This is a genomic window from Bacillus sp. 005/A4HT-01/001 (genome assembly GCF_004634445.1).
GTDB classification, from domain to species: Bacteria; Bacillota; Bacilli; order Bacillales; family Bacillaceae; genus Bacillus; species Bacillus altitudinis.
Window position 1 is genome coordinate 919765 of record NZ_SEIZ01000001.1, and the last position, 13780, is coordinate 933544.

The 13780-nt window shown below is 41.5% G+C and carries 12 protein-coding genes; 5 read left to right on the forward strand and 7 right to left on the reverse strand.

Annotated features, from left to right (window positions below; all coding sequences use genetic code 11):
• Nucleotides 1-18: 18 nt before the first annotated feature.
• On the forward strand, nt 19-1347 hold the full coding sequence (locus tag ES896_RS04855) for a CitMHS family transporter (protein WP_052320571.1): 1329 nt from the start codon (nt 19-21) through the stop codon (nt 1345-1347).
• A gap of 43 nt (nt 1348-1390) precedes the next feature.
• Here the strand turns inward: ES896_RS04855 and ES896_RS04860 are convergent, their stop codons facing one another.
• The 7 genes from ES896_RS04860 to ES896_RS04890 form a co-directional block, all read right to left on the reverse strand.
• Entirely contained in the window at nt 1391-1819 is a 429-nt protein-coding gene (locus ES896_RS04860; RefSeq protein ID WP_007497283.1) for a DUF4064 domain-containing protein, read from the reverse strand.
• Nucleotides 1820-1845: 26 nt separating this feature from the next.
• Entirely contained in the window at nt 1846-2796 is a 951-nt protein-coding gene (locus ES896_RS04865; protein ID WP_073413258.1) for an ABC transporter permease subunit, read from the reverse strand.
• Nucleotides 2793-3722: an ABC transporter ATP-binding protein gene (locus ES896_RS04870; protein WP_135226491.1), complete on the reverse strand. Its 930-nt coding sequence runs from the start codon at nt 3720-3722 to the stop codon at nt 2793-2795. Before ES896_RS04870 ends, ES896_RS04865 begins: the two co-directional genes overlap by 4 nt.
• 328 nt (nt 3723-4050) lie before the next feature.
• A complete protein-coding gene (locus ES896_RS04875) occupies nt 4051-4389 on the reverse strand; it encodes a zinc ribbon domain-containing protein YjdM (RefSeq protein WP_017359922.1) in 339 nt (112 codons plus the stop codon).
• 93 nt (nt 4390-4482) lie between these two features.
• Entirely contained in the window at nt 4483-5622 is a 1140-nt protein-coding gene (locus ES896_RS04880; RefSeq protein WP_135226492.1) for a glycerate kinase, read from the reverse strand.
• Nucleotides 5623-5651: 29 nt separating this feature from the next.
• Nucleotides 5652-6923: a GntP family permease gene (locus ES896_RS04885; RefSeq protein WP_135226493.1), complete on the reverse strand. Its 1272-nt coding sequence runs from the start codon at nt 6921-6923 to the stop codon at nt 5652-5654.
• A gap of 117 nt (nt 6924-7040) precedes the next feature.
• Nucleotides 7041-8153, reverse strand: a complete 1113-nt coding sequence (locus ES896_RS04890; RefSeq protein ID WP_135226494.1) for a CdaR family transcriptional regulator — start codon at nt 8151-8153, stop codon at nt 7041-7043.
• Nucleotides 8154-8313: 160 nt separating this feature from the next.
• Here ES896_RS04890 and ES896_RS04895 point away from each other — a divergent pair, with 160 nt between their 5' ends.
• The 4 genes from ES896_RS04895 (at nt 8314) to ES896_RS04910 (ending at nt 13386) form a co-directional block, all read left to right on the forward strand.
• Nucleotides 8314-8964, forward strand: a complete 651-nt coding sequence (locus tag ES896_RS04895) for a TetR/AcrR family transcriptional regulator (protein WP_135226495.1) — start codon at nt 8314-8316, stop codon at nt 8962-8964.
• Nucleotides 8965-9033: 69 nt separating this feature from the next.
• The gene (locus tag ES896_RS04900) at nt 9034-10287 is read left to right on the forward strand and encodes an MFS transporter (RefSeq protein ID WP_025208276.1); all 1254 of its coding nucleotides are present in this window, start codon (nt 9034-9036) and stop codon (nt 10285-10287) included.
• Nucleotides 10284-12611 (forward strand): FtsX-like permease family protein, encoded by a 2328-nt coding sequence (locus ES896_RS04905; protein WP_135226496.1) that lies wholly within the window; start codon nt 10284-10286, stop codon nt 12609-12611. Before ES896_RS04900 ends, ES896_RS04905 begins: the two co-directional genes overlap by 4 nt.
• A 13-nt stretch (nt 12612-12624) precedes the next feature.
• Entirely contained in the window at nt 12625-13386 is a 762-nt protein-coding gene (locus ES896_RS04910) for an ABC transporter ATP-binding protein (RefSeq protein WP_008347378.1), read from the forward strand.
• Nucleotides 13387-13780: the final 394 nt, after the last annotated feature.

The following is a 13780-nucleotide window of genomic DNA, read 5'->3' on the forward strand; positions in this document are numbered from 1 at the left end:
TTGTAGGGGGAGGGGCTTATGTTAACGTTTGTTGGATTGTTGATTATTTTAACGATTGTTGTTTTGCTGATTTGGGGGAAAGCAAGTCCAATTGTCGCCATGGTCATGGTGCCTTTAATAGGGGCGCTCATCGCAGGATTTGGTATCAATGACATTCAAACTTTCTTTGAACAAGGGATTATCAAAGTATTGCCAGTGGCGACCATGTTTATCTTCGCCATTTTATTTTTTGGCATTTTACAAGATACAGGGTTCTTTGAACCTGTAATTAAAGCGTTAATCAAGCTGACAAAAGGGAATGTTGTCACAGTTGCGATGGGAACTGCCTTGATTGGGGTCATCGCACACTTAGACGGAGCAGGCGCTACAACCTTTTTATTAACTGTACCTGCACTGCTTCCGCTTTATAAAAAATTACATATGAGTCCTTATTTATTGCTATTGTTAATCGGAACGAGTGCTGGATTAACCAATATGATTCCATGGGCTGGCCCCACAGGACGGGCAGCTAGTGTCCTAAATATGGACCCATCTGAACTGTGGGTACCGCTTATTCCCATTCAGCTGATCGGGGTCGTGCTCGTATTAGGAATGGCATTCATTTTAGGAAAAAGAGAAGAAAAACGAATTCGGGTGAAAATCGCGGCAAATGAAATAGCTGCTGTCCAATTAGAAGGCGCCGATTGGGATCGTGCTATTCAATCGATCAGCGAAACAGGCGATGCGTCTTTAAAGCGTTATCACTTAATCTGGGTCAACCTCATTCTATTTTTAGCTGTTGTTGTCCTTCTCGTGCTGAACGTGATTCCTGCTAGTTATATGTTTATGATTGGTCTTTCACTAGCACTTCTGATTAACTTTCCAAATGTAAATGTACAAATGGAGAGAATTAAGGCGCATGCTCCAAGTGCACTAATGATGGCAGCTGTTATTTTCTCCGCAGGTTCTTTTTTAGGAATTCTTGAAGGAACAGGCATGCTGAAGGCGATTGCAGTGGACAGTATTCACATTTTGCCAGCTTTCTTACTGCCATTTTTACATATCATTGTGGGGATATTTGGGGTTCCGCTTGATATGTTGACAAGTACGGATGCCTATTATTATGCACTCTTGCCGATTGTCGAATCGATTACATCAGAGGTTGGTGTGTCAGGGACATCTGCGGCATACGCCATGATGATTGGAAATATCATCGGCACCTTTGTCAGCCCCCTTGCACCTGCTGTATGGCTTGCCATAGGTCTTGCAGGGGTCGATATGGGGAAACATATCCGCTACTCCTTCTTTTGGATGTGGGGGTTCAGTATCGTTTTACTCATCATCGCCAAACTGATTGGCATCATATAAAAAGAAAGACATGCGCAAACCAGCGCATGTCTTTTTCTTTGAATTATGAAGGATATTCACTTGTGTGAATGTCTGTTTTCGGTTTTCTAATTAGTGACATCAATCCAACGATTAGCAACAAGATCATCGGAACGAAAGCAAGACCAACAGTTCCAATTAAAAGAGTCACAGCCGAAACCAAGAAAAGAATACCAGAAAGCACGGCACGGCGGTCTGTTTTCAAAACAATCACACCAACAAGGGCTAAGACAGCCGCAATTGCGGAAACAACCATAAACTGAACGCCAAAGGCATGAACCGAAGCTTCAAGTGTTTCAACTGGCAAGGCGCTGCCTTCCTCTTGTAAAATCTCATTCATTTCTTCATAAAATGCTGGGTCCACAGAGAGCATCAATGCCCCAAAACCAACACCAATTACGTTGAGGACAATACTGATAATCCCCATAATTTTTTCACCTTTACGCTTAATCATTGATAGAAACCTCCTAAAAAGTTAAATTAACCTGTTTTTACTTCTCGCTTTTGGAAGACGATTAAAGCAACCGCCAAGAAGATGGCCCAATAAATGACTAGGACCGTTAATGAGAATCCTAGGGACATGCCTTCGATATAAGTAGGTGTTTCTGCGAAATACTGTACAGGATCGTTGGCAAACAATAAGTATTTCGCCCAATCAAAGAAGAACATCAAAATGCTTGTGATGGATGCTCCGACAACATAGGCTAATACACTAATCGCTATGGAAATGGCCTCACTTCTAAACACCGTTGAGATGGCAAAAGAAAGTGTCCCTAATACAACAAACATAGCACAATGCGCCAAATAATAAGAGACCATATTTGCAAACTGAGACCGTTCAATGACTTCACCATTTTGATAAGCCAAATACACATAATCATTGTTTAGTCCAAAGAATATCGCACCTAAGATAAAGGATAAGATAAATAGGACGGCGATCAGGAAAAGTGAATATAGTTGAACGGTAAAGTATTTAGACAAAAGAACCTTCAACCTGGATGGCGGACGAATCAATAATAATTTAATTGTACCATGCTTATATTCAGCCGAGACAATTGTGGCTGCAATAATAATCACAAATACACCGACCAGCTGAAGCAAATTAGCATTTGTTTTCACATAAGTCCATGCATTTTTACCGAATTGATCGGCTGGAGGTAAATCATGTTTGATTCGATACTCATTGATCGCTATATCGGTTTCAAGGGATCTCTTATAAAAACTTATATTATCCTCTTTCAATTCTTTCTTATTTGCTTTATTGATTTCTTGCAACTCAGTTTTCCAATCACCGGATGCTTGATCTCCGTCATTTGTCTTAACAGCAAAAATCAACGTCGCAATCATACCTAAAACAAGAAGCCCAACCATAATCCAAGTACCCACACGATAACTGATTTTCATCCACTCGTTTTGAATGAGGCGAATCATACGTCTGCCTCCTTTTTACCTGTTAAGCTTAAGAATTTATCTTCTAAGGTTTGTTTTTCTATTTTGATTTCGTACAAATGAATAGAAGCCTCGCTCAAATGACGAATCAATTGTGGCATTTTCTCTTCTAGGATGGAGAAGAATAAGTACTGTTCCTCTTCTCTAACTGTGATGCCTTCCTCAAATGCTTCAACGAGCTTTTGAGCTTCTTCAAGCTCACTTGATGCTACTTTCATTCGATAATTGACCAAATCATCCTGCTTCGTCTCCGCACGCTGATCCTCAATCGCAATCAGCTTTCCTTTTTGGATAATGGCGAAACGATCACACATCAATTCCATTTCTGACATGAGATGACTTGAAACAATGACAGCAAGTCCTTCTTCCTTTGCCAGCCTTCTCAAGTAATCTCGTATCATACGAATTCCCTCTGGATCTAGTCCATTGGTCGGCTCATCTAAGATTAGCAGTTTCGGTTTATGTATCAATGCCTGAGCAATCCCCAAACGCTGCTTCATTCCTAATGAAAACGTACGGACACGCTTATGTTTCACATGCTGCAAACTAACTAGTTCTAGCAGTTCATCAATTCGACCTTCATCCACTTTTCCATTCATTCTGGCAAAATGAACAAGGTTTTGTCTTGCCGTTAAATGATTATACATTTCTGGATTTTCAATAATTGCACCGACATCTTGGATAGCATGCTGATATGAGGTTTGAATACTATGACCATTAATCAGAATGTCACCGGATGTAATGGGAGAAAGACCGACCATCATGCGAATGGTTGTCGTTTTTCCTGCGCCATTCGGCCCTAAGAAGCCAAAGACTTCGCCCGCTTGGACAGAGAAACTCAAGTCTTGAACAATCTTTTTCCCGCGAATATGCCTAGATACATGTTGCAGTTCTAAAACGTTCGTCACGTTACCTCTCCTTCTTTGTCTAAGTATCATCTATCATCTATTTCCTGATAAACACCATGATCCGTCAAAAATAGAAGAACACTTCCATATGGTACAGCAATGCCCAAAAGTTGTGAAGGGGATTAGGCAAAATTTAGAGAATCATCTGCCTTTTTTAAGGTAGAGTTAAGAAAAGCGTGAATTTTTATAAGAAAAGAGGCTTGATTTTTTAAAAAAAGAATGATTTTCAATAGGTACATATGTATGAAATGATGTTTAAGATTATACCTTTCACCTATAAATATCGAAATAAAAAAGAGGCTGATGATCGACAGCCTCTTTTCATATATTATACTTTCTTCACAAACTCCGATTTTAACTTCATCGCGCCAAAGCTAGGAATTTTACAATCAATGTTATGATCGCCTTCGACTAAACGAATCCCTTTGACCTTCGTTCCTATTTTTAAAACCGAAGAAGAACCTTTGACTTTTAAATCTTTGATCACAGTGACCGTGTCACCATCACTTAATAGATTTCCATTCGCATCTTTGACAACAAGCTGTTCCTCTGCCGCTTGTTCTTGTTCTAGCGACCATTCATGCGCACATTCTGGACAAATAAGCATGCTGCCATCCTCGTATGTATAGGTTGAACTGCACGATGGACAATTCGGTAGATTAGACATTTGTGTTTCCTCCAACTTTCTTTTTCATTTAGAACCATTTTACCACATTTCTATAGAAAGGAATGTGATAGAAAAGGAAACATTTTTCATCATTTACTTATCTCTTCCAAATGCCATGACAGCCGCAATATTCCTTGCTGTTCTCTCTACATGTACACTAGCATCATGCATGGCTTCAGCCAGAGTCGTGACGCCAGGGACAATACTAAAAAGTGCATCAATGCCATGATCATGTACGACTGCACTGTCTTTTGAGAGGGACCCAGCGATGCCAATGACAGGGAGTCCATATTGTTTCGCAGCTTTGGCTACACCGATTGGCGTTTTGCCGTAAATGGTCTGCTGATCAATCCGACCTTCCCCTGTAATGACTAGGTCAGCGTCCTTTAGTATGTCAGCAAAATGTACGGCTTTCAGTACAATATCGATTCCCTTTTGCAGATCAGCCTGTAAAAAGCCTAATAAACTCGCGCCCAGTCCTCCTGCCGCTCCTGCACCTGCCGCATCCCCAAAGGAGACATGAAGCTGCTGCTTAGCCACTTGTGCAAAATGAGATAAATTCTTGTCCAACAGTTGAACCATTTCTGTATCTGCTCCCTTTTGAGGACCGAACACAGCAGACGCTCCTCTTTCACCCGTTAAAGGATTATTCACATCACACGCCACTTCCAGACGGACGGATCGCAATCTTGGATCCAGTCGAGATAGATCAATAGTAGCTAATTGATTCAGTGATCCACCGCCCGGCGTGAGGTCTTGGCCTGCTTTATCGAGAAAAGAAGCACCTAAACCTTGCATCATGCCAACGCCGCCATCATTTGTTGCGCTTCCGCCAAGCCCAATGATTAAATGCTTCGCTCCTTTATCCAGCGCTGCAAGCATTAATTCTCCTGTCCCTCTAGACGTCGTGAATAAGGGGTTCCGTTTTTCTGGCGGGACAAGATGTAATCCTGATGCTGCTGCCATCTCTATGACAGCTGTCTGCCCATCTCCCAACATACCAAAAAAGGCATCCACAGGTTTGCCAAGCGGGCCTGTGACCACTTGCTTGACAATGGTTCCGCCTGTCGCATCCACTAACGATTGAACTGTGCCTTCTCCTCCATCTGCCATTGGGATTTTCATATATTCTGCATCTGGCAAAATAGAGCGAAATCCTCGTTCAATGGCACATGCTGTCTCATAAGCAGATAAACTTTCTTTAAATGAATCTGGTGCGATCACAATTTTCATCCAAAAACCCCTCGTTTCTCATTAAGTCCTCAGCCGAACAGCTGGAAAATACCAAAGATAATGGTCGATACAACGGTTAATGTCAAACCAATTAACGATTCAAAGGGCATTAATTTCAACCGTTCTTTTATATCCATTTGAACACTTCCTGCCGTTGCATGGAAAAAGCTTCCGTGTGGCATATGGTCGAGAACAGTTGCGCCAGCGTGAATCATAGCTGCGCCTGAAAGGGCAGATACACCAAGACCAATAAGAGTTCCGCTAAATACACCACTTGCAACTGCCGTCCCTGCAGTTGTCGAAGCTGTGGCTGTCGACATAAAAATTCCAGACGTTGGTGCAAGCAAGTAAGGAGGTAATCCCGAAGCGTCAAGCACCTGAATAAATACCTCTTTCATGGAAGAATTCGATACAATTCCAGCTAACGTTCCTGTCCCTAGTAACATAATCGCTACACCTGACATTTTATGCAGCCCTGACATCGCATAATCATTGAGAAACTTCCCTTTTTTCATGAAAAGAGCGCCAACAATTCCTCCTATTGGTAAGGCAATCATTGGATCAATATTTATTTGAAACAACGGTCTCAAGGCTAACAAGAGAATGGTCACAAGCGGGCCGACAAGCGCTTGTAAAAAACCAGGTACTTGAACCTCGCCTTGGTCAGCTCCCTCTTCCAGAACAGGTGTCCCTTTATTCGCAAGCTTTTTGGCTAATACATATGTGACGGCTATCCCGAAAATAGCCGGTATGACACCTGCCGCCATCAGGGAAGTAAGCGGTACACCAAAAGCATCAGAGGCTGCAATGGCATTCGGATTCGGTGACATGATATTCCCCGCCTTCCCTCCTCCAATCATCGCAAGTAAAATCCCCGTTTTAGAAAGTTTTGCACGCTTGGCAATGGCAAGTGCGATTGGTGCTACTGTAATGACTGCTACATCTACAAAAACACCCACCGTTGTTAAAATCATGGTTGCAAGTGCGAGTGCTAAAAGTGCTCTCGCCTCTCCAAGTTTTTTGACGATGGCCTCCGCAATAGATAACGCTGCACCCGACTCAATTAAAACCCCTGCCAGTACACCTGCCGCCATGATTCGGAGAACAGCCGGAATCATGTCCTTTGCGCCTTCCATCATGACGTTCACGGTCTGCACAACATCTACACCGCCAACCAAACCGCCAATAAATGCGCCTGCCAGCATGCCATAAGCAGGTGATACTTTTCTTAAAATAAGAACAATAGCGATTACAAGCGCAGTCAATGCGCCCAATGTACTTACTGTCACATCTCCACCCATACTCCAGCCCTCCTGATTGTCTTTTCTTAATTGTAAGCGTTTACCCATTGGGATCGAGTTGTGAATCTAAATGAACTTCTTTTATTTATTACTTCATTCAGTTGTGCAAATGCACAATTAAGACAGTTGATGGTCCAATTGTGCTATGTACAGCTCCATCAACTGTTTCACATGACGAGGGTCTTTTCCGGTCAATGCCTGGATTTTATCTAACCGATATCGCAGTGTATTACGGTGAATAAATAGACGATCAACGATTCTTTGTAAATCCCCGCCCTCTTCAATGTAAACCTTTAACGTTTGAACGAGCTCCATTTCTTGTATCAGCGGATGATAAAAATCACTCCACCGTTTGCCCTCTTTGGCGGCTCTCGCTTTTATAAACAAGCTTTCAAGCTGATAAGATTCAAAGACATATATGCTTTCCTCTGGATGGAGCACCTTTCCTAACCGCAGGGCCTCTCTCGCATGCTGAAAGGACAACGGTAATTGACTCATGTCCTCAGCGACAGTTCCTACACCCACTAGCACTTGTCCATCAACTGCACCTGCCATTGTTTGTTGCAGCTGTTCGATCACATGCTTGAATTGATAGTCAGATATCGACTGTCTTAACAGGATCAATTCATGACGGAAGGTCATGCCTAGTAAATCATCCGCATTCTTATCGTATTGAATGGCATGCATCATTTTGTGTACAGTGTCCTCAGACGATGGAATCGGCTGAAAAACAATAGCCATTCGCCGCTTGTCTAAATCCATTCCAAGCCAGTCAGCACGGTGTTTCAGCTGATGATCACCCATGTCAGACTCGGAGATGAGCTGATTCACAATTTCACTCTCTATTCGCTGCCGCCACTGGAAGCGTTCAAGCAGAAAAGATTGCTCTAATACGAGCTCAGCTGCCATTTTCACCAGCTCGGCATGATGACGAATGTCCTCTGGCTCACCCGTAATCCCAATGACACCAACTACTTGTTCCCGAAAGCAAATAGGCAGATTGATTCCAGGTCTCACGCCTTTTAAGCGGCGGGACGTCTCCTGATCAATCTCCACACTATCTCCGCTTGACAGCACTAAACGTGCTCCATCATGTTTTTGTCCAATCCTTTTTCGTTCACCAGACCCAATAATGACACCATCTGCATTCATGACATTGATGTTTTGATGTAAAATATGCATCGTACGTTCAACCATCTCTTGCGCCAATTCACTGGTTAAAAATTGCATTCAGCATCTCTCCTGAAGGGGTTTTCATTCAATGTATCATAGTGTCATTGCACAATAAATGCAAAGCTTAAAAAAACAGCCGTTGACAAAGATACGCCAAAAAGTGTTTAATCAAATCAAGGGACCGACCGACAGTCTAGTCAAAAGAAAGGATGGCTTTATGAGAACCGTTAAACATCCTGAGGAACGCAAAAATGACATCTTGAATGCAGCAGAGAAGCTTTTTTCAACCAAAGGCTATCAGCAAACCACAATTATTGACATCCTCAAAGCCGTTGGCATTGCAAAAGGCACATTCTATTATTACTTTACTTCCAAAGAAGAAGTGATGGATGCAATCATTAACCGGATCATAAAAGCAGATATCATCGAGGCAAAGCGTATTGCCGCTGATCCAGATATCTCAGTGGTCGATAAATTATTTCGCATCATCATGGCACAATCTCCTAAACAGGGCAGCCATAAAGAAGGCATGATCGAACAATTTCATCAGCCTGCTAATGCAGAGATGCATCAAAAAAGCTTGATCAAAGCCATTACAGAGCTATCACCCGTTTTAGCAGAAGTCATTCAGCAAGGGGTAGAAGAAGGGATATTTCAAACGGATTACCCGCAAGAAACTGTCGAATTTCTCCTCGCTTCTGCACAGGTTATCTTTGATGAGGGACTTTTCCAATGGACCACAGCGGAAAGCATACAACGAGCTCTAGCATTTATCGCAATCCTTGAAGCCTCATTACATGCAGAAAAGGGAAGTTTCTCCTTCCTTCTCCAACGTTTAACTGGAGAACCGGAAGACAATAATCAGTGATTGGTCACTTCAATACCAATCCTGCATACATTATAGACTGACGGTCGGTCTAAAAGGAGAGTGATTTTCATGTCGTTATCAGCCAAAAATGGCTCCACCCATTTTATCTATCTCGTTCTCGGGCAAATTATTTCCGTTTTCGGGTCTTCCTTGATTCGTTTTGTTCTATCTTTACACGTCTTGGATATGACACATCGCGTTGATTTATATGCTCTGCTTTTCGCTTTATCCAATATCCCGCTCCTCCTTTCGCCATTAGCAGGAGCAATTGCTGACCGGTTTAACAGAAGAAATTTGATGATTTTATTTGATGTTCTTACTGGCATTATGATTCTGGCTTTTTATTTCTGGTTATTTTCAGGTCATGATTCGCTTTATATGATTGGAGCCGTCATGATTCTCCTTGGTGTCATGAGTACATTTTATGCTCCTGCTGTGATGTCGAGTATTCCTCAGCTAGTGAAAGAAGAAAAATTAGAACAAGCAAATGGCATCGTGAATGGCGTGCAGGCCCTTTCAGGTGTTGTCGCTCCTATCATTGGCGGCGTTTTATACGGACTCATTGGGAGCCAGGTCATCATAGGCGCTAGCAGCATTGTATTTTTTCTATCAGCATGCATGCTTTTACGGTTAAATATCTCTTTCTCACCTAGCCCACTCGCAGAACCGATGACCAAAGTACTCTTGAAAGATATGAAACAAGGATTTTCCTATATCGGAAGCCAGCCATTTTTAAAAAGAGCCATGCTGCTTGCAGCGTTGCTAAATTTCATCCTCACACCATTTTTTATCGTTGGAGGTCCCATTATTTTAAGGGTCACAATGAAAAGCAGTGACATCATGTACGGAATAGGAATGGGTATCATTGAGTTTGCCGTCATCGCAGGCGCCCTGCTAGTTGGGCTTGTAGCGAAACATTGGCGCATTCCTACTTTGTATCGCTGGCTGCTCGTCATCGCAGTCATTTTGCTGCCTGTTGCTTTTTCAACATCCAAGATGGCTCTTCAATTTGGTACATTTCCAGCCTATTTTCTCTTTTTAGCAGGGTGTCTCCCAATTGCCATGCTGCTCACCATGATTTCGATCGTTGTCATCTCACATGTGCAAAAGAAAACACCCAATGCTCAATTAGGAAAAGTCATGGCCAATTTGACAATGGTCTCTCAATGTGCTGCACCGCTCGGTCAAATGATGTACGGGTTCTTGTTCAACACTTTTTCCGCCAGCATGTATGTGACCGTGTTAATCGTCAGTGCCTTGATGTTTGCACTTGCCTTCCTTACAAAAAATATGCTTCGACATGAAGGAGAATCAGCCTCATGAGATTGACGTTTATCAAGAAAGACCTAACCCGCCACCGTCTCATTTCAATCGGCTTAACCCTTTGCATCATGATGACATCATTTTTAGCAACAAGCGCTGCGCAAATGACGGTCCAGCTGAATGGTTCCATTTCTGATCTACTCCAATCAGCCAAAGCACCAGACTTTGTCCAAATGCACGATGGCAGCTTAGATGAAAAAGCGGTCGATATATTTTCAAGTAAACAGTCGATGGTAAAGGCACATCAAATTGTTCCAATGATTCCGATCGAACACGTCAGCATCAAGTTCGGGCAGGAGCCTGCTCAAGCGGGTGTGATGGATCATTTATTTGTAAAACAAAATCGCTATTTTGATTTTCTTTTAAACGAACGAAATGAAAAGCTCACTGTCAATAAAGGAGAAGTAGCAGTCCCTATTTATTTTCAACAAAAATACCATTTAAAGATTGGCGAAAGGTTACTCATTACAAAAGGCTCTCATCAATTCTCTTTTCAAATCAAAACGTTCTTACGAGATGCCCAAATGAATCCAAGTCTTGTCAGTTCAAAGAGATTTCTTCTGCATGATGCGGACTGGGCGACACTGAATCAAGTGTTTCAAAAAAAGGAGTACTTAATTGAATTCTTATTGCATGATGCTAGTCAAGCAGATGCTTTTCAATCACTCTATCAATCATCTGAGCTGCCACAACAAGGGCCTGCTGTCACATTATCCCTGCTTCGCATGCTGAATGCTCTAACAGATGGTATGGTGATCGCCATTCTTCTTCTTGTCTGCTTTCTGCTCATTAGCATTTCTCTCCTCTCTCTTCGTCTGGCTATGACCGCCGCTATAGAAGAGGATGAACGTGAAATTGGAATCTTAAAAGTGCTAGGAATTCCTTTATCAAAAATCAAACAATTATACGTTGGGAAATATGCTGTGCTTGCCTGTATAGGGTGTATAGCGGGATATTTGATGACACTCATGTTTGGTGATTTGTTTACAGCCAATATTCAGCAATATATGGGGAATCGCCTCTCTTTTATTCATCAAGTGATCCCGCTTTTGGTATCAATTTTGACGGCAATGATCGTCATCTCATTCAGCTATACTGTCCTAAGGAGATTTGGTCAAATATCAGCAGCTCAAGCCATTCAAGGCGGCATAAGCTCACCAAGCCATAAAAAACAAATTCCTATGTACCTCCAGAAAAACAAATTCCTCCCAGTCAATTTTTGGTTTGGTTTGAAAGATCTGTTCTCGCGAATAAAGATGTATTCAACAATTACCTGTATTATTGCGCTTTGTACATTTTTAATGTTAATGCCGATTCCGCTATGGTACACATTACAATCACCAGATTTCGTCACATATCTTGGCTCAGGAAAAAGTGACCTTCGAATTGATATTCGGCAGGGAAATCATTTAGAGAAAAGTACAAATAAAATAGAGTCTATGATTAGCGTAGACCAAGACATTCAAACATCTGCCGTCTATGAAACAACTTCTCTACAAGCCAAAACAATGGAGAATACACTAGAAACGCTCTATTTAGAAACAGGTGATCTATCAGCATTCCCTCTCACCTATTTACAAGGAAGGGAACCGTTGAAGGAGGAAGAGATTGCTTTATCGGTGTTGAGTGCTGACTCACTTCAGAAAAAGATAGGCGGAAAAGTCACTCTCGCCACAAATGGGCAGCAAGTTCAAAAAATGGTTACCGGCATTTATCAAGACGTCACCAACGGAGGGAAAACTGCTAAAGCATTATCTCAGCCTTTTCCTCAATCATCCCTTTGGAAAACCATTCAAATACAATTAAAACAAGGAATAGATATGGCAGGAAAAAAAGCAGCACTTGAAACAAATATGTCTCCTGCAAAAGTGACAGATATGAAAGAATATGTGCATCAAACAATAGGAAGCACCGCATCTCTAGTAAAAGTGATTGCATTATTTTCAACCATCGCAGCTTTTGGAACAGCCAGCCTCATGTTAATGATGTTTCTACACATGTTAAGGGCGAAAGATTTAAATCGTACTCACTTGTTAAGGACGATTGGTTTTTCTCAAAAAGATTTAACCTATCAATACTTAACAAGTTTTATCGTCGTTCTCTCTATTGGTGCCTTCATTGGAGCAATCGCTGTTCATACTATTGGTCCGGCGTTAATGAGTGCAGGCGGAGCATCATTAGGAGCATCCAGCCTTCAGTGGTTAGCCCCGAAATGGGTTTGGATCGTGTATCCTCTCCTGCTGTTTATGGTGAATTTAACTGTCATCTCGTGGTTATTGAAGTCCTTTTTTTCTAGTAAAATCAGCCGTCATACACTTTCATAAGGAGATGTTTCACATGGAACAATTAATTGAAGCGAAACAATTGTCTTTACAAATTGATTCATTAAAAGGACAAAAACAGACCATTCTTAGAAATATTCACTTATCAATTAAACGTGGAGAATTTGTCACCATTATGGGACCTTCAGGATGTGGAAAAACCTCTTTGCTTTATCAACTTAGCGGTATAGAGACATCCTCCAGAGGGGAAATCAAATATAAAGGTCAACTGCTATCAGAAATGACAGACAAACAGTTAACAGCTTTGCGCTTATCAGAGATGGGATTCGTCTTTCAACACAGCCACTTACTAAAAAACCTCAATCTATTTGATAACATCATTGCTGCAGCTTACTTAGCGAAGAAAATGCCGAGAAAAGAAGTCAATGAACGAGCAAAATATCTAATGGAGAAACTTGATATTGATCATTTAGCTGATAGATATTTATCAGAAGTATCAGGAGGACAGCTCCAAAGAGCCTCTATCTGTCGAGCTCTTATGAATGAACCAAACATTCTTTTTGCAGATGAGCCCACAGGTGCTCTTAATTCAAGAACCACAAAGGAAGTCATGGATATTTTTTCACAAATCAATTCTGAAGGAACAACTCTGCTTCTCGTCACCCATGATCCAAAAGTGGCCCTTTGCTCTGAAAGAATTTTGTTTATGAATGACGGTGAAATTTCAGCTCATTTAAATTTAGGAAAATACGACCGCTTCACCGCTGAGAAACGAGAGGCCTTGTTAAACAAGTGGTTACAAAACTTAGGGTTTTAATTGGTGTCAAACAGGCAGCTTTCTGCCTGTTTTATTTTTTCTTACACTCAAAGGAGTAATCCATAGTCAAACTATTTGTTTCTAGTATGATTTTGCCGTCTTCTTGTTGACAAGATTCTGTCAGCAACTCAATTTCTTTGCTATAAAAGTATCTCTTTGAGATATAAAGAGTGACTAAAACAAGTAAAAGCGTCGTCATCACAATTGTCATTTGCCAGTTTAACATTTGAAATCTTTTTTTCATTTCAACATCCTTTCTGAAAGGTCAACACTTGTCTCGGATTTTCACCTTTCTCAGTAACTACCAGTTTCTTTCCCAAAATCATCTAGCAACATCATAACTGAATTTCCCTTCTAGATCGACCTTTCATTGTTCTTCTCTCATAGCTAAAAT

Bases quoted from the DNA above. Each gene is read 5' to 3' on its own strand.
- ES896_RS04855 (WP_052320571.1), top strand. From the start codon at position 19: ATGTTAACGTTTGTTGGATTGTTGATTATTTTAACGATTGTTGTTTTG.
- ES896_RS04860 (WP_007497283.1), bottom strand. From the start codon at position 1,819: ATGATTAAGCGTAAAGGTGAAAAAATTATGGGGATTATCAGTATTGTC.
- ES896_RS04865 (WP_073413258.1), bottom strand. From the start codon at position 2,796: ATGATTCGCCTCATTCAAAACGAGTGGATGAAAATCAGTTATCGTGTG.
- ES896_RS04875 (WP_017359922.1), bottom strand. From the start codon at position 4,389: ATGTCTAATCTACCGAATTGTCCATCGTGCAGTTCAACCTATACATAC.
- ES896_RS04880 (WP_135226492.1), bottom strand. From the start codon at position 5,622: ATGAAAATTGTGATCGCACCAGATTCATTTAAAGAAAGTTTATCTGCT.
- ES896_RS04885 (WP_135226493.1), bottom strand. From the start codon at position 6,923: ATGGGTGGAGATGTGACAGTAAGTACATTGGGCGCATTGACTGCGCTT.
- ES896_RS04890 (WP_135226494.1), bottom strand. From the start codon at position 8,153: ATGCAATTTTTAACCAGTGAATTGGCGCAAGAGATGGTTGAACGTACG.
- ES896_RS04895 (WP_135226495.1), top strand. From the start codon at position 8,314: ATGAGAACCGTTAAACATCCTGAGGAACGCAAAAATGACATCTTGAAT.
- ES896_RS04900 (WP_025208276.1), top strand. From the start codon at position 9,034: ATGTCGTTATCAGCCAAAAATGGCTCCACCCATTTTATCTATCTCGTT.
- ES896_RS04905 (WP_135226496.1), top strand. From the start codon at position 10,284: ATGAGATTGACGTTTATCAAGAAAGACCTAACCCGCCACCGTCTCATT.
- ES896_RS04910 (WP_008347378.1), top strand. From the start codon at position 12,625: ATGGAACAATTAATTGAAGCGAAACAATTGTCTTTACAAATTGATTCA.